Origin of the sequence: Thalassotalea hakodatensis (assembly GCF_030295995.1) — a bacterium.
GTDB lineage: Bacteria > Pseudomonadota > Gammaproteobacteria > Enterobacterales > Alteromonadaceae > Thalassotalea_C > Thalassotalea_C hakodatensis.
Window position 1 is genome coordinate 2,727,607 of the sequence record NZ_AP027365.1, and the last position, 23,132, is coordinate 2,750,738.

At 37.3% G+C, this 23,132-nt stretch carries 14 protein-coding genes; 7 read left to right on the top strand and 7 right to left on the bottom strand.

Translation table 11 applies throughout. The annotated features are described in order from the left end of the window. Nucleotides 1-18: 18 nt before the first annotated feature. From QUE72_RS12040 to QUE72_RS12050, 3 genes are all read left to right on the top strand, one after another. Nucleotides 19-981 carry an adenosylmethionine decarboxylase gene (locus tag QUE72_RS12040; RefSeq protein WP_286269244.1) on the top strand — a complete coding sequence of 321 codons (963 nt, stop codon included), beginning with the start codon at nucleotides 19-21 and terminating at the stop codon, nucleotides 979-981. A gap of 94 nt (nucleotides 982-1,075) precedes the next feature. Next, nucleotides 1,076-3,022, top strand: a complete 1,947-nt coding sequence (locus QUE72_RS12045; RefSeq protein ID WP_286269245.1) for a RiPP maturation radical SAM C-methyltransferase — start codon at nucleotides 1,076-1,078, stop codon at nucleotides 3,020-3,022. A 463-nt stretch (nucleotides 3,023-3,485) separates the two neighbouring features. Then, entirely contained in the window at nucleotides 3,486-6,455 is a 2,970-nt protein-coding gene (locus QUE72_RS12050) for a TonB-dependent receptor domain-containing protein (RefSeq protein WP_286269246.1), read from the top strand. Between the two features lie 106 nt (nucleotides 6,456-6,561). Here QUE72_RS12050 and QUE72_RS12055 read toward each other — a convergent pair whose 3' ends face one another. The 3 genes from QUE72_RS12055 to QUE72_RS12065 all read right to left on the bottom strand — a co-directional run bounded on the left by QUE72_RS12055 (nucleotide 6,562) and on the right by QUE72_RS12065 (nucleotide 14,822). Beyond that, nucleotides 6,562-7,779, bottom strand: coding sequence for a hypothetical protein (locus QUE72_RS12055; protein ID WP_286269247.1), 1,218 nt, complete (start codon nucleotides 7,777-7,779; stop codon nucleotides 6,562-6,564). A gap of 76 nt (nucleotides 7,780-7,855) precedes the next feature. Beyond that, nucleotides 7,856-8,791 (bottom strand): GGDEF domain-containing response regulator, encoded by a 936-nt coding sequence (locus QUE72_RS12060; protein WP_286269248.1) that lies wholly within the window; start codon nucleotides 8,789-8,791, stop codon nucleotides 7,856-7,858. Further along, on the bottom strand, nucleotides 8,778-14,822 hold the full coding sequence (locus QUE72_RS12065; protein WP_286269249.1) for a response regulator: 6,045 nt from the start codon (nucleotides 14,820-14,822) through the stop codon (nucleotides 8,778-8,780). The genes QUE72_RS12060 and QUE72_RS12065 overlap by 14 nt, the downstream gene beginning before the upstream one ends. 177 nt (nucleotides 14,823-14,999) lie before the next feature. On the opposite strand from QUE72_RS12065, the gene QUE72_RS12070 reads away from it, so the two are divergent. Continuing rightward, nucleotides 15,000-15,176: a hypothetical protein gene (locus tag QUE72_RS12070; protein WP_175573069.1), complete on the top strand. Its 177-nt coding sequence runs from the start codon at nucleotides 15,000-15,002 to the stop codon at nucleotides 15,174-15,176. Beyond that, complete coding sequence (locus tag QUE72_RS12075; RefSeq protein ID WP_074496316.1) at nucleotides 15,176-15,862, top strand: iron-containing redox enzyme family protein; 687 nt, start codon at nucleotides 15,176-15,178, stop codon at nucleotides 15,860-15,862. The genes QUE72_RS12070 and QUE72_RS12075 overlap by 1 nt, the downstream gene beginning before the upstream one ends. Before the next feature lie 38 nt (nucleotides 15,863-15,900). Here the strand turns inward: QUE72_RS12075 and QUE72_RS12080 are convergent, their stop codons facing one another. After that, nucleotides 15,901-17,028: a pyridoxal-phosphate-dependent aminotransferase family protein gene (locus tag QUE72_RS12080; protein ID WP_286269250.1), complete on the bottom strand. Its 1,128-nt coding sequence runs from the start codon at nucleotides 17,026-17,028 to the stop codon at nucleotides 15,901-15,903. Between the two features lie 156 nt (nucleotides 17,029-17,184). Between QUE72_RS12080 and QUE72_RS12085 the strand changes: the two genes are divergently transcribed. Then, nucleotides 17,185-17,730, top strand: a complete 546-nt coding sequence (locus QUE72_RS12085) for a YaeQ family protein (protein ID WP_074496314.1) — start codon at nucleotides 17,185-17,187, stop codon at nucleotides 17,728-17,730. Nucleotides 17,731-17,798: 68 nt separating this feature from the next. Beyond that, complete coding sequence (locus QUE72_RS12090; RefSeq protein WP_286269251.1) at nucleotides 17,799-19,130, top strand: M28 family peptidase; 1,332 nt, start codon at nucleotides 17,799-17,801, stop codon at nucleotides 19,128-19,130. Between the two features lie 73 nt (nucleotides 19,131-19,203). Here the strand turns inward: QUE72_RS12090 and QUE72_RS12095 are convergent, their stop codons facing one another. The 3 genes from QUE72_RS12095 to QUE72_RS12105 form a co-directional block, all read right to left on the bottom strand. Beyond that, complete coding sequence (locus QUE72_RS12095) at nucleotides 19,204-20,055, bottom strand: MliC family protein (protein WP_286269252.1); 852 nt, start codon at nucleotides 20,053-20,055, stop codon at nucleotides 19,204-19,206. A 178-nt stretch (nucleotides 20,056-20,233) separates the two neighbouring features. Continuing rightward, complete coding sequence (locus tag QUE72_RS12100; RefSeq protein ID WP_286269253.1) at nucleotides 20,234-21,673, bottom strand: DUF3300 domain-containing protein; 1,440 nt, start codon at nucleotides 21,671-21,673, stop codon at nucleotides 20,234-20,236. Between the two features lie 105 nt (nucleotides 21,674-21,778). Further along, nucleotides 21,779-23,125, bottom strand: a complete 1,347-nt coding sequence (locus tag QUE72_RS12105; RefSeq protein WP_074496311.1) for an ATP-binding protein — start codon at nucleotides 23,123-23,125, stop codon at nucleotides 21,779-21,781. Nucleotides 23,126-23,132: the final 7 nt, after the last annotated feature.

The following is a 23,132-nucleotide window of genomic DNA, read 5'->3' on the forward strand; positions in this document are numbered from 1 at the left end:
AGCACTGGGGAATAACCGTTGTTTTATGAAGGTTCTGAAAAGAAAACAGAGTTAATTGTTGATTGTAAGCAATTAAACTTACTAACTGACATTGATACTTGTGTTTGGAAAGATCTCGTAAACGCTTGCAATGCAAAAATTTTGTCCTCAATTGAAAACAAACATTGCCGCGCATATTTATTGTCAGAGTCCAGCCTTTTTATTTGGAAAGACCGCTTATTAATTATCACATGTGGTATTACTCAACTGGTAAATTCAGCCATTTTTTTCTTCGAGAAATATGGTATTAATGTAGTTGAACATTTCATATACCAACGAAAAAATGAATACTTTTCTCATGCACAATCAAGTAACTTTGGCCAAGACGCGAAACGATTACAAAATTATTTATCAGGAAAAGCATTTCGCTTTGGCAACTTAGATAGTCATCATAATTATTTATTTCAGCTAAATAATAACGTTAAAAGTATTCCTACGGCTAAAACCTATGAGCTAACAACCTACCAAATAAGTGATCGCGCTTCAGCAGTACTCACTAACCCTAAGCTTACAGCAAGTGATGTGAGGAAATTTTTACAGCTTAAACGATTAATTCCAGGCTTTACGTTGGATGACTTCGTATTTGAACCATTTGGTTACTCTTTAAATGCCATTAAAGATAAATGGTACTTTACTATTCACGTAACTCCGCAACGTGGCAGTAGTTATATCTCTTTTGAGTCGAATATCAACTTATTAGCCTTAGTGCCTATTATACTTGAGGTACTAGCACCTAATGCCTTCGATTTACTTACCTTTAATGAAACTAATTTCGACATGTTTACAGCAAAATATATCGATAATAGATATACTTGCCAGTCGAATGTAACAAAACACATTAAACACAGTTATCAAGTAAATTTTGCTCATTATATCTTGCCTCAATCACAAGCAACTTCACCTATTGAACTAGCATTAGACGAAGATTTTTTTACCCTATAAATAATCAATCGTTATCTTATATTGTTAATTCCCTCGACCATTTATATTGACTACGCTACGATGACAACAGCGATAATCAAATAATAATGCATTTATGGACAAAGATATTTATTTAGTGTGTATGCCATACACTTCGTTAACAATTCCTTCAATGGCAATGGGAGTGCTTGAAACGTATATCACAGAATATGGCTATAACGTTGAATCACTATACGCCAACTTAGTTTTTGCGAAACAAATTGGTCTGATTGAATATAACTTCATCGATAACACATTTAATGATTATTTAATTGGCGAGTGGACGTTTTCTAAAGCAGCGTTTCCTGACAAACCAGCTGATGATGACGGCTTTTTTGCGCTTTTTACTGATTTGTCTGATGAAAATAAGCAAAAACTGTTAACCATCAGAGAAACCGCTGAGCGCTACATCGACTCACTTGCCAACGAAATTGTCAGCAACAGCCCAAAAATTGTCGGTTGTACCTCTACCTTTCAACAAAATTGTGCGTCACTTGCCTTGTTAAGAAAAATTAAAAGTCTTGATAGCAGTATTATTACTTTAATGGGAGGGGCTAACTGTGAAGGCATTATGGGGCAAACAATCAGTGAGAGCTTTTCATGGGTTGATTATGTTTTCTCCGGCGAATGTGATGACGTGATAGGCCCTTTCATTGACAAACTAATGAAAAACGAGCCAATTAACTACCAAAATTTACCAAACGGCTTTATTAGCCAAAAACACAAGTCACTTGCCGTTGATGCTGGGCAAACACAAAAGCCACCTCGTGCCTATATTTCAGACATGAGAAAAGTTGGAGAGCCAATTTTTGACAGCTATTTTCAATCATTAGAGAGTCTAAAAATTGGACAATACATTTCCCCAGGTTTAGTCGCTGAAACCTCTCGAGGTTGTTGGTGGGGAGCAAAACAACACTGCACTTTTTGCGGTTTAAATGGCGGTACTATGGATCACCGTTCAAAAACACCTGAAGCTGCATTAAGTGAATTTAAAAATTTATCGAGCAAATACAACGTCGATAAATTTTTAATTGTCGATAATATATTACCGATAGAATACATGAAAACGGTGCTACCTACATTAGCAGAAGATCCTGCCTATAATTTATTTTATGAGACCAAAGCTAACTTAAAACAACACCATGTTAAATCGCTAGCTGAGGCTGGAATAAAGTGGATACAACCCGGCATTGAAGGCTTGCATGACGATTTTCTTAAGGCAATAAAAAAAGGCACTACAGCAATACAAAACCTTGCAGCACTTAAGTGGTGTCGTAGCTATGGCGTTCGAGTGACCTGGAATTTATTATGCGAAGCCCCTAATGAACAAGCATTTTGGTATGATGAAATGGCTGAATGGCTGCCTTTAGTGACACATTACCATCCACCGTTCGATCAAATGGCCAAAATTTGTTACCACCGCTTTAGCCCATACTTTAATACCCCAGAAAAGTTTGGTTTAACACTCGAGCCAACCAAAAGTTATCAATATATTTATCCACTAGATAAACAAGTTGTTTATAACCTCGCGTATTTTTTCATTCAGGCAAACGATAAAGAAACAGGGATATACACGCTAAATTTTACCTTTAAGCCAGCAACTAATTCACATGCAAAGGTGCAATCATTACTAAACAACTGGAGTGATAGTTGGCTAAACGGCACAATTCCAATGTGTTGTATGACAGATCATGGCAATAACATTATTATTTTTGATACACGACAAGTAGCGACTGCTTTTTCTCACACATTAGCGGGTTTAACGGCGGATATTTATCGTTTATGTGCAGAGCCCTTGCCAAAAGATAGATTAATCAAAAAACTCGATGAACAGCAAATTTCAAATAATACTCAGCAAATAGAAGACACGCTGCACTGGTTAACTGAAAACCATCTAATCATTCATTTAAGTAAATGTGTAATGGCCCTTGCATTTCCTCTGGCACAAGCCGAAATGCCTAGTAATGAAGATTCGCCAGGGGGTAACTTGGATATAGAAAAAATACTAGACGAAATGAATTAGCCTCAAACTAGCCTATTTGCTTATCCAACTATCTAACTATGTAGCTTGTAAAGCGGTAGCCAGCATCATTTATTTACAATGCTATTCTTCAGCAATATTGATAATGCAGTTGCTTTGAGCATAAAAGTGTTATGACTTTTATCTTATTATTATGCACGGCTTGGAAAATTATAGTGCTAAAGCCCAATTCAAATACATTGCGCTTTAGCCGCAATAAGTACAGTTTTATTTACAATAATAATAATATTTATTAATCAACAAGTTAATCAATTAAAGCTCACTTAAATACCCGCATTACTGTCATGAATATGTTCAATTAGTTTTACAGTTAATTGTCACAGTTTGAAAACAATAAAACAATCACGCCATGTTATCTCAGATAACATCTGATAGATTCAGATTACACCTTCTTACATTAACAAAAATTTTACAAACCAGAAGGTTAAGGATACTAGGGGTATATATGAATTTATCAAAAAACAAAGTCACTAAGACAGTGCAATATGCATTGGCTTTAACCGGCATATCAACAATGGTGTTAGGTCAACAGGTCATTGCAGCTGAAGAAGATAACGAGCGTATTACCGTAACAGGTTCTCGCATAAAGCACAGTAGTGCGCAAACAACAACACCAACAACGGTAATTGATGCTGAAGCGATAGCGCAATCAGGAGTGAAAAACATTGCTGATTTAATGAATAAACTGCCAGCTCTTTTAAATGGTGTTGGAGGTAGCGCTATTAATAACAATAATGGTGGCAATATCAATAATGCTGGTCTTGAACTGGCAAATTTGCGTGGTTTAGGTACTAACCGTACCTTAGTCCTTGTTGACGGACGCCGTCACGTAGCAGGCTCTGCTGGTTCATCAGCAGTGGATTTAAGCATGATCCCTACGTCAATGGTAGAGCGTGTTGAAGTTATAACTGGCGGTGCTTCAGCTATTTATGGTGCAGACGCGGTTACTGGCGTTGTCAATTTTATTATGCGTAAAAACATCGAAGGCTTTGAGATTGATGCATCCATGGGTGAAACACGTTTTAATGATGGCGAATCTAAAGATCTTTCATTACAGTACGGGTTAACATATGCGGGTGGCAAAGGTAGCCTAACCATGCATGCCTCTTATTCTAAAGAAGAAGAAATTTCCATTCGTGCTCGTGATTACGCTAATAAAAACCATACCTTTGACTCAAACCCAGCCAATGGTTCAAATGATGATGGGGTCCCCGATTTAATCTTTTTCGACGATCAACGTTTCCAAGCATTAAGTGCAGAAGGTTTATTTTACGTACCCAATCAAAACTACAGCTTCGGTGATTTGCCTATTACCATGGTATCAACCGTCATCGGTGCACCAGTTTTCGCCGATGATCCCTTTGGCTTTAACTACGATACCTACACAATCGATCGTGAAGATGGCCATTTTAGAGACTTTCAAGCAGGTACAAATTGTCGCGTAGTCCCATGTGAGGGAGGTGACGGTTTTAGAACAGAGGAAACTGGTACACTCAATGTACCAAGTGAAAGAACATTATTTAGTCTAGCAACGCACTACGATATCAACAATAACCACCGCCTATATGCAGAAATCAAATACGGTAAAACAGAATCCGCTGCATCCGACCAAGCAAGTGTTTTCCATGATGATAACTTTGGTCCATTGATTACTATCACCAACGAAAACCCTTTTAGGCCACAACCGTTGGTTGACATAATGGATCAACGTGGGCTGCAATCAGTTGGTCTAGCTGTTATTGGTTTAAACGCCCGCAGTGATACCACTCGTGAAACAACTCAGTTTGTTATTGGCGGTGATGGCTTTTTAGGTGATTATCATTACACTTACTATGCGCAACATGGGAAAGTATCCACTGAATTACTTAACGATGATGTATTGAATGAAAACTACTATCGAGCACTCGATGCTGTTACGGGGCCAAATGGTGAGGCGGTCTGTCGTGAAGCGGCGGAGCACCCAGAGTGTGTTGCCTATGATCCCATTTTCTTTCGCGCTTCCGATGAAGCAAAAGCGTACGCCAGTGTACAACTATTAACCGCTGATGAAATAGAACAGACGATTGTTTCTGCAACGATTGGCGGTGAAGCTTTTGAAACAGATGCAGGATACGCTGACTTTGTTGTTGGTTTAGAGTACCGCGATGAGTCTTCTCAAAGTAAACCTGATCCGTTGTCGCAAGCAACAGACTCTGACGGTATCGGTTCTGGTCTTGTTGGTTCAAGAACCGGTCCTACAAGAGATCAAAACACCTATTTAAGACCAATAAACGGTAGTTACCATGTTGCTGAAGTCTTTGGTGAAATGCTAATACCCTTGATTAACGGTCAAACATTAGTTGAAAAATTAGAACTAGAGCTCGCGGGTCGTTATGCTGATCATAGCATCACAGGCGGTGACTTTACCTATAAAGTAGCGTTGAACTGGAGTATTTTTGAAGATTTACGCTTACGTTCTACTTATTCGCATGCTGTACGCGCACCGAATATTGAAGAGCTCTTTACACCCGAGCAAGCAACGGCCGCTAATATGGTAGATCCCTGCTCTTCAAGTAATATAGGTTCTGGCCCCCAAGACGGCAATCGTATTGATAACTGCGCAGCAATTGGTATAGCTGAGGGTTTTGTATCTACTGCTGATTTTGGCACTAGAACTGAATTACGAGGCGGTAATACTGACTTAGACCCAGAATCAGCAGATACTTATACTCTAGGCTTAGTGATTACCCCTTTAGATGAGCTAAGTATTGCTATTGACTATTGGGATGTTGAAATTGAAGACGCTATAACAACTTATAATCCAAGCTTTATTCTCAACAATTGTGTAGATGGCCAATCAGTGAATGATAAATTCTGTGATCTTGTAAACCGAAATGAGATGGGTCAAATCACTGCCGTTCATACCGAATCAATCAATGTTGCAGCATTTGTTGCTTCCGGCGTAGATTTAGATGTGAACTACTCACTTGATCTTGGTGATACCGGTGGTTTGAATGTTCATATTAAAGGAACATACCTAGACGAACGGAAATTCTTTAATAATATTGAAGACCCAAACGACAAGTCTAGTTTTGCAGGACAAGCAGGCTCCCCTCACCTTCGGGCATTAATCAATACTTCATATCACTATGAAGATTTAAATGTCAGCTGGTCAATGAATTATATTGGTCGTTCTACGTTTAACAAAGAAGCGACGGAAGAAACCTATGAGGACTGGTTTAACAACGAGGTTGGTTCTTATGTTTATCACAATATCAATGTTGACTACCAAATCACAAACGATTTATCTGCTTATTTAGGGGTAAACAACTTAACAGATAAACGCCCGCCCGCGTTACCAAACCTAAATGCAGGTAGCTTACTGTATGATGGTATTGGTCGTAAGTATTACGCAGGTATTCGTTATACTTTCTAATTAGCTAAAGCATGCAATACAAAAGCGGAATCACTCTGGACGCTCCGCTTTTTTGCATCACAGTACATCGTAGGCCAATTTGCATGACTCTTTAATCAATTAACTATTATTCATGCTCGAAATATATGCGATATGTGGAAGACCAAATAGGATGATCTACTTCAAGAAAGTAGCAAATGAAATCGTTTTTATTTAAATGGGTAAAATTAAATAAATAATCTGTCATGTCTTTAATCGCTAAACCGCCTAGTTCAATAAAGTTTGGAGCATCTGGTTGAACTATTCGTAATTCAGGAAACTCAGGCAAACGTTCAGTCCACATATCATCCGCTCTTAATTTACCTTCTTTTACTTTTTGATTTCCAGAATAACAACCAACGTTAACCGTGCTACGCCTATCTAGTTTTTTCTCAAAAAACACCATGGTTAACAACTTTCTCGTTGGATTTTTAATCGAAATACTCGTTGAACTACATTTACTTACATGCTGCAACGGATTAGATAATTCATCTGGGTTACTAAATAAAAATGTTGCATTTATTTTTGATACATTCGGTATTTCATTAAAAACAATACCTGAATTACTGACTGAGTAGCTCGCATAAGAATCCAACAAGCCTTTAGTTGAGTATTCATCAACCACCCCTACTTGAAACCTGGTCGTATCTAACGAAGAATGACGAGTAATATTTTCAGGTCGGGTAAAATCTTCTGGGTGAGGATGAGTATAAAATTGCACAAACGGCGGTGCCGATTTTGCGCGTACAATACCCTGTTTGGCAATCATTGCAACTTCTTGCAAAAACTCATTATTGTGCTCATTTTCTTTCAACAAATAACAAGCAAACAGCGTGTCAATTGAAGAGCCTACCAATTGCTTAGAGGCAAGGTAATGTTGTTCTCGTTTCTCCTCAGCAGATAGCATAGTTGAATCGACTGGGGTAAATTCTGACTTAGCGCCTAACAAGCGTTTTAGTTCTGCATGGCTTCTAACATATTTCTTTAAGACAAGTTCAAAAGTATCAAGTGCTTTAACAGTCTCTAAAATCAATTGTTGTTCAATGTCTGTTTGCTCAACTTGTGTTAAAAAATCTTTTAAGCCAGCGATGCCGGGCAATAGACATAACACTTGTTTACCATCCCGGCTTTTATAGACACCATCTAGAATGCGTTGACAATTTGAGCGATTAAAACTCAACCATTTAGACATTCCTGTGATCGACTGTGCTGATCTTGGAAATTCAGCAATCAAACGACGTAAAACACTTTTTAAGTTTTCTCCTGTACGATTAAGTACAATTAAGTCTTCTTTTTCTAATTCCATGCTCGGTAGTATCTTATTGGCCTTGGCTACTCTAATGTGAAAGCGTAATCTTCACCTTAATTAAAATCTTCAATAACTATATTATTTCTAAAACTGTCTGATTACGGCCATTATTTTTTGCCCGATATAGTAAACGATCTGCTTTTACTAAGACATCTTTAGCTGAAAGTAAACTATCACCATTCAACAATACTGCACCAACACTCATGGTTAAATAGTCAGACACATCAGAGAATTCGTGTTGAATAGCTTTATCTGACAACGCAGTAAAAATATTCTGTAGTACTTGTTTTGCTCCATGCTCATCGCAATCAGGTAATATAAGCGTAAACTCTTCTCCACCGTAGCGAGCCACAAAGTCTCTCGGTCTTTTTAGCACTTCACGCAGCAATACCGACACCTTTTTCAGAGCAATATCGCCTGCACCATGCCCGTAGTTATCGTTAAATGGTTTAAAATAATCAACATCAAGCATGGCTACCAGTAATTGTTTTTTGTCACGTTTATTCGCCGCTAACTCACTTTTTAATACCTTATCAAGCTTCCTACGGTTTGAAATCCCCGTTAAGGCATCAATATGAGCAATAGTATCAAGCATTTTTCGTTGTTGAATTAATTCAAGGTGTGTAGAAATACGTGCCGTCACTATATTAGTATTAAACGGTTTATAGATATAATCACACCCCCCTAAAGCAAAGCCTCTTTCTTCATCATGGCAATTGGCAAGCCCAGTGATAAATATCACTGATGTTGCCATGGTAACGGGATCATTTTTTATCGTTTCAATGACCTCAAAACCTGACTTATCGGGCATTACAACATCTAATAGCATTAAATCAGGCGTATGCTTGTGTGCGAGTTCAATGGCTTGTTCACCGTTTTTAGCAAAGATAATTTTTGCTTGTTCTTGCAAAAGCTCTTTTAATATTTTTCGGTTAGCTTTTTCGTCATCAACAATTAACACTTTAAGGTCAAAACTTTCTAGTTCCATACGATGATTATTCTTTATCATTTTTATTATTTGAAACATTAGCGCCAGTTATTGTTGCTAATATCGCCTCTATATTATTAATTGCTTGTGCATATTCAATGTCATCAATGTCATCTGCTATTTTTTTGGCTAATTGCTCATAATCAGAGCCTTTGGTCAATGTTAACAGTCGTGGTAATAAATCTTCAGCCTTAGCATTCTCTTCAACAACTAAGGTCTTAATAGACGATAGCAGGTCGTTTAACTGTTTATGAAAATACTGAACATTAACAATTGAATTTTCTGATTGCTCAGGTGCTATTAAGTTAACCGGTAAACTCTTTAGCGCGATTAACACATTATTCAATTCAATCGATGTTTCAGCAACCAGTAAATCAGCCGATTCTGGGTCACTTTTAAGTTGAGATTCAAGCTGAGTAGCCCGCTTTGCCAACGTTAATGCACCAATATAATTTGCATTAGACTTTAAAGAGTGTGCGACCCTATAAGCAGTATCATAATCTTGTTGCTTGTATATTTCACGTAGAGAATCTACTGTATCAGAGTAATTTTTAGCAAATTGCTGTACTAACTTTTGATATAAATGCTCACGCCCCCCCATAGTTTTAATCGCTGTTTTAGCATCAATACTCGGGAGCTTTTCTATCTCTGCTAACAGAGACACTTCCTTCGTTTGCTCTGATTCTGTATTTCGCTTTTGATGGGTGATTTTCTGTCGCGTTTCATCGCTTTTTATCAGTGTTACTTGTTCACTCACTGCTTCATTATTTAGCCACTTTGATAACAAGATATATAAAGCATTTGGATCTATCGGTTTAGTAAAATAATCATTCATCCCTACTTCTAAACAACGATCTAATTCCTCTTGCATGGCATGGGCGGTCATTGCAATGATAGGTAAATTACTAAATTGATCGTTTGCACGAATAATTTTTGTTGCCGTTAACCCATCCATTATCGGCATTTGTAAATCCATAAACACAAGGTCGTAGCTTTCACTATCTAATTTATCAATCGCCACTTGTCCATTTTCTGCGATATCAATATTCACACCTGTTTCTTCTAAAAATCCAAGAACCACTTGTTGATTTAAAGCATTATCTTCAACAAGCAGTATACGACTATGAGATAAATCTAAAATACCTTTTTGTACTTGATGATATTCTAAATGTTTTTGTTCAAGCTTTAATGCATTCATCATCGCATCTAATAATAAAGATGCATCAACAGGCTTTTCTAAGAAGCCATCAATACCAGCCTCATGCGACAAAGTCATTGCATCATTTTTGTCGAATGCCGTCACCATTAATACTGCTGGTATATCATGCTTTTCAGTTAATTTGTTTATTCGATGCGCCAGTTCAATACCATCCATTTTGGGCATACGCCAGTCAGTGATCACTAAATCAAATGGTTGTTCAAGTAATATTGCGTTATCAATAAGCTCAAGTGCTGTTATAGCACTTTCCGTTGTTGTGATTTTGCAACCAAACTGTTTTAACAAAGCATCTAACACATTTAAACAAAGTGCATTATCATCAACAACCAATACATTTATTCCCTCGATCATTAACGATTGTGCAGCAAGTAACTCACTTTGTTCGACTTCTTCATAATGCACCGTAAAACCAAAAGTACTCCCTTCCCCTAATTGGCTGTCTACCCATATTTTACCCCCCATAAGCGTGGTCAGTTGCTTACAAATCGATAAACCAAGCCCTGTACCACCAAAGCGACGGGTTATAGAGGTATCAGCTTGATTGAATGAGGTAAAAAGGTTTTCCATGGTATTTTCATCTAAACCTATCCCCGTATCTGACACTGAAAATTCAAGTGTGTTATTTTCGGTAGACTTAACCTCAATTAATACGTGACCACTTTCAGTAAATTTGATTGCATTACTCGCAAGGTTCACCAATATCTGTTGCAGCCTGATAGGATCAGATTTAATTTGTTTAGGTACATCAGGTGCAATTCTTACCACTAGCTCTAACCCTTTGCTATGTGCTTTTAAAGCACATATGTTAGCTGTTTTTTTAATCAGCGCCTCTATATTCATCACCACTGACTCTATGGTCATTTTACCTGCTTCAATCTTAGAAAAATCTAATATGTCGTTAATAAGTGCAAGCAACGCTTGTGAGGCATCTTGAATTTTACCAATTAAATCTTTCTGGTGATTATCAAGTTTGGTTTTGAATGCTAAATGACTTAAACCGATAATAGCATTCATAGGAGTGCGAATTTCATGGCTCATTTTAGCGAGAAATTCACTTTTCGCCTGTGTCGCTTTTTCTAGTTCAGCGGTACGGCTAGACACTTGATACTCAAGATGTCGGTTGATATCAAGTAAACTTAAGTGATTTTCAACACGGGTTAATAGTTCATGTTTAGAAATAGGTTTAGTTAAATAATCATTACCACCAACCGAAAAGCTTTCTACTAAGTCGATTACCTGATTTTTTGCTGTCAGAAAAATTACGGGTAATTCATTTAACGAATACCATTCTCTTATTTGATTACATACCTCATAGCCTGACATTTTTGGCATCATAATATCGAGTAATATTAAATCAAAAGGTCGAATTTTTTCTTCGCTGCTATCTGTAGCATCTTCAATTAAAGACAATGCTTGTTTGCCGCTGGCAGCTTCTGTTAACTGATACCCTTTCAGATTTAAGTGGTTCAATAACACTTGACGATTAATCGGATCATCATCTACCACTAAGATGTGATAGTTTTGGTAATTTAGCTGCCTATTTTGCTGAGATATTAACTCGCTTTCATCTAAGCTGATATACTCAATTTCATTATCAAGGTGTTGTAAACGATTTAGCTTCTGTTGATTCGTCGACTTAACAATATTTGTGACATCAGTAATATGGTCATTATCAATTGGCAAGGTAAAACTAAAACAACTCCCTTTACCCAATTCAGAGGTTACTGATATTGTACCTTCATGTAATTCAACAAGTTGTTTTGTAACGGTTAAACCTAAGCCTGTCCCACTATGATCTCTATTCGTTTGGCCTTTTAACTGTTCAAAAGAGTTAAAAATAAGATGTAGTTGTTCTGCTGCTATACCAATACCAGTGTCTTTTACCGAAATTTTAACGACATTACCGCTTTGTTCTGCATCAATAGTTACCTCACCATTTTCGGTAAATTTTATCGCATTACCGATCAAGTTATATAAAATTTGTTCTAATCGGTTCTCGTCAGCATTAACAATAGGAAGTTCACTAGATACACGGTTAATAAGTGTAATGTTTTTATCTCCTATTAACGGAGTAGACACCGTCATTACAACGTCAGTTAAACTATGTAACTCAACTCCCGTTAAATTCAGCTTTAAGGTATGATTTTTTAATTTTGAAAAGTCGAGAATGTCATTAACAAGATTTGATAAACGCTTACCACTGGCAACAACCATAGCAAGGTTTTTATTAGCAGATTCGGGCAACTGCCCAGAAACACCATCAATTAATGATTCAGCTAAGCCAATAATCCCGTTGAGTGGGGTACGTAACTCATGAGATGTATTCGCTAAAAACTCATCCTTTAATCTGTCCGCACGTTTTAACTGCACATTTATTGCGTGCTCTTTTAATCGCTGATAATTTTGCCGATATAAGATCAATCCAATAATGCCGATGATCAAAATTAAATATATTGTATAAGCCCACCAGGTCCGCCACATTGGTGGTAGCACAGTTATATTGAGTGATTTACCGGTTTCATTCCAGTACCCGTCTCCATTGCTCGCCTTTACACGTAATGTATAATCACCTGAGGGTAAACTGGTATATGTTGCCCTTCTATTTTTGGCATCGGTATAAATCCATTGCTCATCAAAACCTTCAAGCTTATAGGCGTATTGATTATTCATTGGGGCTGCAAAATGCAGCGCGGCAAATTCAAAGGTAACCAGCTTTTCATCGTATGTTAACTTTAAGCGTTCTAATTCATTAATATCGGATGGAATCGTGAAACCAGCACTATTCACATTACGTTTTTTCTCATTTTTGTTTTCACTTGATTGAATTTCAACATGTTTGTTATGTACTAAAAAATCAGTCAACACAACTTTAGGTAACGATGTATCATCTTTAATGTCAGCGGGGAAAAAACGATTAAAACCATTCACGCCACCAAAGAATAACTCCCCTGATTTAGCTTTGAAATAACTTAAAGAATTAAACTCACTGCCTTGGACGCCATCACTTTGATTATAGTTTTTAAAAACCTGTCGTTTCATATCAAACTTCGATAGGCCTTTGTTCGTGCTTATCCACAAATTCCCATTCTTATCTGGTAACACTGCGTAAACATTATTATTTGCTAAACCATTTTTTTCATCATAAACAATAAATTTATCAAGTTCAGAATTAAAAGTAATCAAGCCAAACGAAGTAGCAAACCAGTATTGTTGCTGATGCTCTGTAATTGCCCATACAGTTAAGTCGTTAAAAAAACTGTTCTGTTTTTCGCTTGTAGAAAGAACTAAAGGATGAAATTTAGAAGTACTTAAATTTAAAACACTAACACCAGAATCAGTAGCAACCCAAAAAGTATCCTCATCAATCTTTTTTATATCCCAAATATTGTTATTTGAAATACTTGATTTTATATTTTCATCAAATAGAAAGTTTTCAAAGTTTCCATCTGTCAAATCAAGTATGTTTAGACCGCCACCCATTGTACCCACAAGCAACTTTTTATTATCAATAAATAATTTAGTCAACACATTATGGCTAATCGTTTTTGAATCAGTTGATTTGTTTTTAAAATGTTTAATTTTTTCTGTTTCTAAATCAACTACAAATAAGCCATTATCCGCTGTCGCTATGTAAAGAGTTTTTTGGTCATCACTGAATAATAGAGATACAGTTAATAACGTACCTAGTTTATTATTTATAGGCAAATGTGTTAATACTTCAGATTGTTTATCAATACTGTAAATACCTCCCCCATAAGTTGCAAAGTAATAGTTTTTTGCTGTTTCCTCAAACCCTAAAATAACATTACTCGTAAGTGTATTATATTTGGCCTTATCAACTAACTTAAACTGACCTAAGGTCAAATCAAGCTTGTTCAAACCTCCGGCTCTTGTACCAAACCACAAGGTTTCGTTACTGCCCTTCTTAATCAAACTAATTTCGGGATGGCTTAGACTTCGAGATTTAGATTGCTGATGAGAGAAATATAAAATTTCATTATTTTGAAATTGGTATTTATAACCGCCATTACTTGTTCCAATCCATAACTCTGAAGCATTACGAAAATACAATGAGTTTACATTTTCTATGCCATCTAACCTTTCAATTTTTTGAAACACTTTTGATTTACTATCAAAAGTGAACACTCCTTTAGTCGTTGCAATAAAAAGTCCCTTTTGAGTGTGTTGCTTAACATCGTTAATTTTAAATATAGTTTCAAAAGCAATAGTAGATTCTGTATCATTACCCTCGATTAAAAATAAATTTGAATTAAGTGCCTTTCGATTCTGCTTGGCTCCCCAAATATTACCCTCACCATCAACTAGTAAACTGGTGACTGCATGTTTAGTAAAGTATTTTCGTACAACTTCATTTGTATTATTAATTAAAAACAAGCCGTTATCAGTACCTACCCAAAGATTCCCTTTCGAATCTGAAGCAATACTGTTAATTATTTCCCCTTCTCTAGACGATGAAAATCCTACTTTTTTAAACTCATCAATTTTCTTAATATAATGATACAAACCTCCATCTGAGCCAGCCCAAATTTCACCTTTGATTGTTTCATGTAAAACAGATATTCTTGGATTATTAAAATTATAATGTTTAAAAATATAGCCATCATATCGGTTTAAATTCCCATCTGTAGCTACCCATAAAAAACCACTTGAATCCTGCAATATGTCATTTACAGTTGTTTGCGACATGCCATCAGCAGTACCAAACCGTTCAAAATTAAGATCTAATTGGTTAATGCTGTCTTCTCTAGCAGTAGATAAGTTACAAAAAACAAGAAAGAAGCAATAAGCAGCTAATAAACAAAGTTTAATCATTCGCACATTTCAAAATTTAAGTTATTTTTTATTATCCACATTGTGAAGTATTACTCTAAAAAGTAAAAGCTCATTTTTATTCTCTTGACAATATTAAAAAAATTTCCTTATTCTAGTATTTGCAATTGATTAAAATATAAAACAGATCAAACTTTAAATTTCATAGGATTCATAAAAATGGACAAATCAAACGTAGAACATTTACATGCAGAAGGCGTAATCAATAAAGAGCAGTTACACGATGAGCAAATAAAGGCAATAGAGAGTCTTTCAAAAGAAGAAGTTGAACAATTGAAATCAATCAACAAAAAAGTAAAGGGGACAAAAGGTAAGCCTGTAGGTATCGGTATTTAATGGCTAAAAATCTTTCAAATTTTGAAAGGCTTGAAAAAAGCCTTTCTTTCATGGAAAACAGAGCTTGTGTCGCCAATGAAAACTATACTACTCACTCTCACTCAGTCAATGCATGCATAGAACAAGCATATTCAAGTTATCGAATTTCTAATGCCTCCATTAATCTAATGCAAGAAGCATTAAATGAATCCTTAAAGAAAATGCACGACCCTGTTTATCAATTACTTGCTGGTTATATGAAGAAACATATTCCGGAAGAAACTGGGCATGATGAGTGGTTTTTAGAAGATTTGGCCGTCATGGGTGTTAGCCAAGCAGAAGCGGAAGATCGAATTCCATCTCTCAATATAACCACATTTATCGGTTCTCAATACTTTCTAATAAAGCATGTTGATCCTGTTGCTATTATGGGATATTTGGCTTGCACAGAAACACACCCGCCGACGGTGGACTACGTTAACGAGCTGGTAGAGCGCTCAAGATTACCTAAAGAAGCATTTAATGCATTGATGCACCATGCAATTTTAGATGTGCAACACAAACAAGATATTATAGAAACAATTAATAACATGCCTTTATCAGAAAAACAGTACAAAGTGCTTGAGCTCAGCGCTTTTCAAACTTATCGATATGTAGCTAATATTATGGATGATGCAAGTAAAGCAGCACAAGCAACTTCAGCCTAACTAATCGCGATAAGGGCAAATATTTTATTTAAATAGCGCTAAGATGTAGTAGCTAAGACCTCTTTAAGCGCAGCTAAGCACAAAGCAATATTTTCTTTTCGTGCCCCATAGCCCATTAAACCAATTCGCCACGCTTTGCCAGCAAACTTTCCAAGCCCTGCGCCTATTTCCAAGTTGTATTCATTAAGTAAATAACGTCGCACTTCTTCATCATTTATCCCTTGAGGAATATACACCGTATTAAGTTGAGCCAATCGTTCGTTCTCAGGAACAACAAAATCTAAACCTAATTCAGCCAAACCCTTGGCTAATAAATCATGCATTTCTTGATGACGCTTCCATGCATTTTCTAATCCTTCTCTTTTTAACGACAGCAATGCTTCATGTAATGCGTACAATGAATTTACCGGCGCTGTATGGTGATAGGCACGTTTGCCTTTTCCTGACCAATACCCCATCACCAGTGATTGGTCAAGAAACCAACTTTGTATCGGTATTTTTCGATGTTTAATCACTTCAATCGCCTTTTCGCTAAAACTAATCGGTGAAATGCCCGGTACACAAGATAAGCATTTTTGGCTACCGGAATAAATAGCATCGATTCCCCATTCATCAACTTTTAGCTCACAACCACCAAGCGACGTTACGGCATCAACAATGGTTAAACAATTATATTGTTGAGCAATTTCGCACAGTACTTTAGCGTCTGAACGTGCCCCTGTTGATGTTTCAGCATGTACAAAAGCGACAAATTTTGCCTCCGGATGTTGTAAAAGTGTGGCATCAAGTGATTCAGGATCAACCGCTCTTCCCCATTCCCCTTCAATGAGCACTAACTTTGCCCCGATACGTTTCACATTCTCTGACATTCTGGAACCGAATACACCGTTTTGGCAAACCACTACCGTGTCATCAGGTGTAATTAAATTAACAAAGCAAGCTTCCATACCGGCAGAGCCAGGTGCTGACAAAGCCAAGGTCATTTCATTCGAGGTTTGAAAGGCATATTGCAATAAACTTTTTACTTCATCCATCATACCAACAAATAAAGGGTCTAAATGCCCGATAGTAGGTCGTGCAAGGGCTGAAAGTACTTGTGGACTAACATCTGAGGGGCCTGGGCCCATTAAAATTCGCTGTGGCGGAATAAACGAAGAATAAGTCATCACGGTTCTCATCGGTTAACAATAGCGAAAATGTATCACTGATATAGCGTATTCGCTAAATTAATTCACTGTATCTCAACTATTCATCGAATAAATAGTTTCGGTTATACAACACTTAGGCGTATCATTAGCAAAAACATATTACCGATAATCGCCATGGCGCTTAAATCAATTATTTACAAAACAACCATCCACTTATCTGACATGGATCGTCATTACTACGACACCCTAAACTTAACTATTGCTCAGCACCCTTCAGAAACAATGCTTCGTATGAGCGCAAGAATACTTGCTTATATTTTAAATGCCGACCCAGCACTTACTTTTGGCAAAGGAGTGAGTGATGAAGATGAACCTGCTTTATGGCAACAAACGCTAACCGAAGATATTACCTTATGGGTTGAACTTGGCCAACCCGATGAAAAGCGGATAAAGCGTGCTAGCAATAAAGCTGAATCGGTAATAATTTATGGTTACCATTCACCGTTCGATGTTTGGTGGCAACAACAAGAAAAAAAGCTGACACTGTTTAAAAACCTACAAATAACACGGTTTGACTACGATGCTTTAGCCAGGTTTTCTGAATTAATTGAACGTACAACGGAAATCCAAGCAAGTATTCAAGATGGCCAATTATGGCTTACTATTGGCGATGAAAGTCTGCTTATTGAACACCAAACGTTACAAACAAATCGCACTTAGCTTCAATGAGTTACTTGCAATAAAATAGCGAATAATCAATAGTAACCTTTTTACTTTAGGGACTCCCCATGATAACAATAACAAAAAGTGCGCTAGCTCTCGCTGCCTCGGTTGCATTGAGTTCAACTGTCAGCTTTGCCACACAGGCTGACAACACGTCATTTAACACAATAACGAAAGACATAACTTTTTTAGCGAGTGATGAATTAAAGGGTAGAGGTAATTTCAGCAAAGAAATAGATCAAGCGGCTAATTACATTAGCCAACGTTTCAGTGAGATTGGTTTAGTACCGATGCAAGGTGAGAATACCTTTAAACAGTCCTTTACAGTAACAACAATAAAGCCAAAATCTATCGCTGTTACCTTAAATGGCAATACTATTGAATCAGCCCAACTTGGTTTGGCCAGCACTATTGAAAAAATTCAGTGGCAAAACACTGATGACTTTACTCTTCATACAGTCGGCAAAAACGATAATATGAGTCAAGTTATTAGCGGTATCAATCAACAAGGTGGTAAACACCTCGTGTTAATTAACCCTGCTCATAAAAAGCTATTCGCGAGGTACAGCGGTTATTTTGCAAGAGGGCTAAATAAGCTATCTCTTGAACACCAAGGTGCAATAGTGATGATCATGACAGAAGATTCAGCAATCGACGCTATAAGCATAAGTGCAGACACCAGCATTACCGGACAAACATTAACCAATGTTGTAGGTGTGTTACCTGGGAAGCAACAAAAAGATGAAATTGTTCTGTATTCAGCACATTACGATCACTTAGGCGCATCACAAAGCGGAGAAGGTGATGTGATCTACAATGGTGCGGATGATGACGCATCAGGCACAACAGCAGTGATAAACCTTGCTGAATATTTTACTCACAAAGGTGATAACGCAAGAACATTAATATTTTCTGCCTTTACTGCGGAAGAAATTGGAGGTTTTGGCTCTCAATACTTTTCTAAGCAACTAAACCCTGATGACGTTGTCGCGATGATCAACATTGAAATGATTGGTAAACCTTCTAAATTTGGCGCAGGCAATGTGTGGATGACCGGTATGGATCGCTCTTCATTAGGTGAAGAACTCAATAAAGCACTAGCTGGTAAAGATTTTGAAATTTACAAAGACCCATACCCTAAGCAAAATTTATTTTATCGTTCTGACAACGCAACCTTAGCGCGTTTAGGTGTACCTGCACATAGTTTTAGTAGTACACAACTAGATAAAGATCAGCATTATCATAAAGTGACAGATGATTTAGCGAGTTTAGATTTAACCTCAATGCATCAAGTGATTGAAAGCTTATCAATTGCGACGCAAGGCCTAGTCGATGGTAAAATCACCCCCACTCGTGTTGATGTAAATAAAGTGAAAAGTCGCGGTAAAATTTATTAATGATTAAGTTTAATGAGGGAAGTAGATGTATTTCCCTCTTTGACATTAACAGGCAAAACATATTCTACGCCGTTTATTTTAGTAAGTGGCATACCATCGGCGTTGCATTATACCCCCAAACGACTCGCGCTTGCCCCTGATGTTCCCAAAAGGATTCGTTGCGGCCCTTGTATTTTGATCCACTTGCACTGGGCTGTTGAAACATTAACGATACTGTCTCGTTATATTTGGCAATCAGAGTCGCAGGTTTAGTTTGATAAAATACCACTTCTACTTTGCTTGATGTTGCATTATCGCAATAAAAATTGAAAGGTCCTGTAGATGGAACCAATTGGTACTTTGCTTGTAATGTTGCAATACGATCAACATATAGTTTTTTCACACAACGTTGTTGATCTTCTGCCTTCCAACAATCATTTCTACCTTTACGCCAGCCATGTTGCATTGTTCTTAACGTATTAATTTGACTTTCCGGCAATGAGTTTTTTGCTTGTTGGTAAACTTGCGACAATCTTCTATCGAGTAATGCTAAATCTTCATGACTACAAATTAAATCTTCTACACTGCCAAGCTGACTATCAATACACTCAAAAGAAGGTGACATATTGTTAATATCGTTAACCACATTAGTAACAGCTTCAGTGTTAATAATATTAAGAATATAAACGCACCACCGAGCACTAGACCGTGCTGGTATTGACGAATTCCCCCTAATACCTAACTTAAATTCAATCACTGATTTCCATTCGTCACTGCCAATATCAGGGCCATGATCTAATTCATCACCTGTGTGCACTTGGTTAGCAATCAACTGATAGCTTTGTAAAGAACAAGACGAGGATTCATCTGTCGACCTGTGTTCATTATTCGAAGTACATGAACTGACAGAGAGCAGAAGCAACATAACTAAAAGGCTTATCTTCATTAACTTTTCCATAACGTTAATTAATTTATTAAATGGTTGTAAACCGTGTTCTACTAAATACAGGCTTAGAATAAATACTAGCGTAACTACGTGTAAATGGTGGAAAATAAATGCTGAATGACAAGGTTAAAAATATCGCAAAACATCCATGTTTGCGATATTTACTTTAGCTCAACGGTTATTTTTTATTAGCCACGTGCAAGAATGTATAATCGCGACGCGGCTTAATTTTTCGACTGGAAGGAACAGACGATTGTTTACCATGTGAGCTTCTAGTCACTCGTGTATAGGTTTTATTGCTACTTGAGTGATCTCCCTTGGCTATGCGCTTTTGACTTACTTTTATTGGTTTATGTAGATGAGACTTTCTCACTTGAGTATTAGCCATTTTCTTATGAGTAGGTTGTTTTACTCGTGTTGCTTTTGGCGAAGGTAAATAAGACTTTCTCTTCTCAACACGATGGTATTTTTTCACCGTGTTGCGTTGTTCTATGCGCTTATCATGACGTTGTATAGATTTTATTTGCTGTCTATTACGCTCTTTCGCAGCATTACCAGCAATGGCTTTTCTATGTAACGAGTTACGTAACGGTTTGTTTTTAGCATGTGTCTGTTTTCTAAAGCCTTTATCAATGATACGTTTATTACTATGTCCACGTAGTTTTTTAGTGACGACATGATGCTTTTTAACTGCTTTACTACGGGCATCATATGTACGAGCTCTTTTTACTGGCTTATTTACAGAGCGATGTGGTGCATAGCGTTTTTTAACTTCATGGTTACGGTAAGCTACGCCTTTTCTGCGATGTGGGTTGTGCTGCCAACGTTTAACACGGTGGCTAGTTGTTACTCGCTTTTTACTGTGGTAATTGCGGTAATACTTCGGCGAATGATGAATAACATGACGATTATGCCAATGAAAGCCAACAAAAAAGAAATCCGCCGCTAAATGTATACCAGAACGCCAGTAAAAAGGTCCATTATGATAGCTATAATAAACAGGGCGATGCCAATAAATAGGTGGACGATGTGACCAGTGCCAACGACCATACACGCTACGAGTATCGTAATAAGGCACATAAATAACTTCTGGTTGTTCTGGTTGGATCACAATGGTCTTTTGCTCACGAATGATCTGCACATTGTCCATTTTAGCAAGATTTCCGGCTTCATCAGCTTGTTGTCTTAGTAACTGAATACTTGCTAGCACTTGCTCTTCGTCTTGAAGAAAAGCATCACCTAGCTCTCGCATCCACGTTAAGTCTTCACTTAGTTTTTCCAATACCTGTGGAAAAGCTAATAAAGCAGAAACACTCGGATCCCAATCTTTATCTTGCGCCATTTTTTGCAATGTTTCACTGCTAGCATGCTTATTACGCTTAACTAACCTGTCTGCATCAATCACTTCTATTGGGTAAGTGGCAGCAATCAATATATGCGTTAATAACGCGTCAGGATAAAGTGCAATGGGTGAAAGCAATTGCGCTAACTCGGCTTGTGTCATTACCGATTGTTCAACCGTTACTTGCGCTTGATTGACTGCTGCAAAACTAACTTGGCTGCTCGTTATTGCACTTGCTACGATTATGCTAGAGATCAACTGGTGATGTATTTTCATCTTCCCGCCTTAACCTAATTGTGGTGTTAAGGTTAATTTACGCTAAGTAAACTGAATGAAGGCTGAATAGGTTTATTAAATGAAAATGTTCCAAAAATAAAGAAGTTATTGGTTAAATGATAAGGTAAAACATGCTCCGCCATAGGTAGCTGAGTCAGTAATAGCGAGTGTTCCTTTATAGCTGTCTACTAAATCACGTACAATCGCTAAACCAATACCGTGTCCTTGTTGATAGGTATCTGCGCGTTTTCCACGTTTTAAGATCTTAGCTACATCTGCTTTTGCAATCCCTTCACCATCATCTTCAACGTTAATGACCAGCTTATTATCAATACTTAGTATCTCAATTGATACAATTGATTTTGCCGCTTTACAGGCGTTATCGAGTAAGTTACCCAATATTTCAAGCAGATCTGCTTCATCGCCTTTAAACATTAGCTGTTCATCACATTGGCTATCGATAATAAGTGCTTTTTCACGGTATATCTTTTCTAGGCTATTGATTAATTTTTGTAAACAAGGTGCAACCGGAACGCCTAAATACCATGCAGCATGCCCTGCACTTTGTGCACGTTTTAATTGATGTTCAATCATCAAATTCATCACATCAATTTGCTCTTGCACATTCGCCGTATTCTTGGTGTTTACATCCCCCTGAATAACCGCAAGGGGGGTTTTTAAGCTATGTGCAAGATCAGAAAGTGCGTTTCGATAGCGAGTACGCTGCATTTTTTCCGTATCAAGTAGGTTATTAAGCTGTTCAGTCACTTGTTGAAGTTCAAGTGGATAACGTGAAGAAAGTTGCTTACTTTTACCTTGCTCTATTGCTGAAATTTCGGCTGTTAGTCGAGACAACGGCTGTAAACTCCAACGTAACCACACATATTGTAATAATAATAAAACGGCCATTAATATCAGCAACCCTAACCATAGTTGCTGTTTAAACTCAGCCATTAACACCAAAAAGCTCGATTGATCTTTAATAAGGTGTAACGTAACAACATGTTCACCTGCTAGATCAGAAAACAGTACAGAAAAACTGTAAATAAAATGATCTTTGTCATCAATTGTAACGGTGGTGAAGCGTTCATCACCTACAGCAGGCGATGGCATTTTATCAGGCAATGCAATAGCAAGTAGAGATTGCGATTGCCAGAGAAGTTGGTTGGTCTTTTTATCCGAAATGGCGGCATATAAACCTGATTGAACGATATTAAACCGATTCTCTGCCAGAACTTCTGGCATTTGCAGCTGTCCTTGCTCATATTCAGCGACAGTAAGTAAGCTATATGAATAAGCGGTCAGTTCATTATTAACACCAGACTCCATATGGCCTTGATATGCTTTAATAATGGTTATACCAACAATGGGCAATAACACAACCACCATAAAAACAGCACTGACGACTAACCGTGACTTAAGCGAGTTGAACCAATTATTTAGTTGAACCATCAGGCGT

Coding starts and splice junctions, on each gene's coding strand:
- QUE72_RS12090 (WP_286269251.1), top strand. CDS start 17,799: ATGATAACAATAACAAAAAGTGCGCTAGCTCTCGCTGCCTCGGTTGCA.
- QUE72_RS12045 (WP_286269245.1), top strand. CDS start 1,076: ATGGACAAAGATATTTATTTAGTGTGTATGCCATACACTTCGTTAACA.
- QUE72_RS12070 (WP_175573069.1), top strand. CDS start 15,000: ATGGACAAATCAAACGTAGAACATTTACATGCAGAAGGCGTAATCAAT.
- QUE72_RS12085 (WP_074496314.1), top strand. CDS start 17,185: ATGGCGCTTAAATCAATTATTTACAAAACAACCATCCACTTATCTGAC.
- QUE72_RS12100 (WP_286269253.1), bottom strand. CDS start 21,673: ATGAAAATACATCACCAGTTGATCTCTAGCATAATCGTAGCAAGTGCA.
- QUE72_RS12060 (WP_286269248.1), bottom strand. CDS start 8,791: ATGATAAAGAATAATCATCGTATGGAACTAGAAAGTTTTGACCTTAAA.
- QUE72_RS12105 (WP_074496311.1), bottom strand. CDS start 23,125: ATGGTTCAACTAAATAATTGGTTCAACTCGCTTAAGTCACGGTTAGTC.
- QUE72_RS12065 (WP_286269249.1), bottom strand. CDS start 14,822: ATGATTAAACTTTGTTTATTAGCTGCTTATTGCTTCTTTCTTGTTTTT.
- QUE72_RS12075 (WP_074496316.1), top strand. CDS start 15,176: ATGGCTAAAAATCTTTCAAATTTTGAAAGGCTTGAAAAAAGCCTTTCT.
- QUE72_RS12050 (WP_286269246.1), top strand. CDS start 3,486: ATGAATTTATCAAAAAACAAAGTCACTAAGACAGTGCAATATGCATTG.
- QUE72_RS12080 (WP_286269250.1), bottom strand. CDS start 17,028: ATGACTTATTCTTCGTTTATTCCGCCACAGCGAATTTTAATGGGCCCA.
- QUE72_RS12095 (WP_286269252.1), bottom strand. CDS start 20,055: ATGAAGATAAGCCTTTTAGTTATGTTGCTTCTGCTCTCTGTCAGTTCA.
- QUE72_RS12055 (WP_286269247.1), bottom strand. CDS start 7,779: ATGGAATTAGAAAAAGAAGACTTAATTGTACTTAATCGTACAGGAGAA.